General features: G+C 32.6%; 1 protein-coding gene. It reads right to left on the reverse strand.

All coding sequences use genetic code 11. The features are described 5' to 3' along the window. Positions 1-556 precede the first annotated feature (556 nt). Entirely contained in the window at positions 557-1,087 is a 531-nt protein-coding gene (locus AB1349_14370) for a hypothetical protein (protein ID MEW6558510.1), read from the reverse strand. Between the last annotated feature and the right edge of the window lie 281 nt (positions 1,088-1,368).

The following is a 1,368-nucleotide window of genomic DNA, read 5'->3' on the forward strand; positions in this document are numbered from 1 at the left end:
CGTTATTCAGCGAAGGGCATACGGATTACGAGATGAAGAATATCTTCGCTTAAAAGTGTTAACCTGTATGCTCCCGGAAATCTAAAAAATGGCTCAATTTTACCCACTCAGTTTGGAGATGACCCAATATTTTTCCTTAACATCTTTTTCCCCCTCTGAGATAATTTTTATTTCATCATTTCCTTCAAGATCTAAACTGGCTGGTTTAATACATTTTTCAAAATCGTGTTACTTATCAATAAAAAAAATTTTAAAAGAGTAAAAATACTTTTATCGGTTCCAATTTCTCTGTTTTAGTATCGATAGTTAAAGTCTCCCCTTCAAGGGTAGAAGTCCCAAAACTTCCGTGTAATTGACACTGCCAGCTTTTGCTCTGCACGGAGCGAAGGCTGGCTCCTTACTCTTGACGGTAGACGAACTTCATATTCCGCCGAAACAATCACTTTACTGATAAAAATGTTCAAATACCGCAGAAAAGGCACAATCATCGTCTTTGGCGAACCGTTGCCAGATAAACATCAAAAGTAATCTTAGATAACAAATAATACCCATTTTTTTAAATTGAAATCTGTAAAACAAGAAAATAACCATTGAAATGGTGCTTAATCTTGAAAATATTGAATTGCTTTAGTCCAGTTTTACCAAATACAATTTCTGCTTTCTTTAAATTACTCTTTTCTTCTTCATCATTGTGGCAAGGTAAAACAAAATTCAATGTATTATCTTTTATCTCTGGATATTTCTTTGGATTTAAAATATTACCTTCGGCTTTTACCTCAGTCATAATTCTGAATCTTAATTTTACGGAAGATTTTTCTACATTGCGTACTTTACTGAAACTCTGTTGTTGCGATAAAATAGAAATTAAGGTTTGTTTTAATTCATCAGAAATTTCTTTTCCACTTTCTTTTAATCGTTCTTCTAATACTTGATAAAAAGATTGGCTGATAAGATTTTCCACACTTATAGTTTCAAAAAAACTGCCATAGACCAGACAGACCTTTATGTATTTATCCTTTTTACCTCTTACAAGATAGAATACATCTCTTACAGGCAAAGAGAATGTATCGTTACCTGCTTTTTCCATTTGCTGCTTAATAATACTGTTTTCTCCGGTAATAATTTCTTCTATATTTTTACTTCTTGATGGGATGGTTGAATTAAATGAAGAAACAGTATAAGAATCGCTCTGACCCCCGTAAAACTGGACTAAAATGGGATTGAAATTGTTGAAGATTTTGCTGTCAGCTAAAAATTAAAAGTGGACTGTTTAAGAATTAAAAGTGGACTAAATTTAAGTCTAGCTTTTTTACTTTGTGAACACCAATAAGTTTGTTCTTATACCACAATCTGATTTCAGCCATGCCT

The sequence above is a fragment of the Elusimicrobiota bacterium genome (assembly GCA_040757695.1).
GTDB lineage: Bacteria > Elusimicrobiota > UBA8919 > UBA8919 > UBA8919 > JBFLWK01.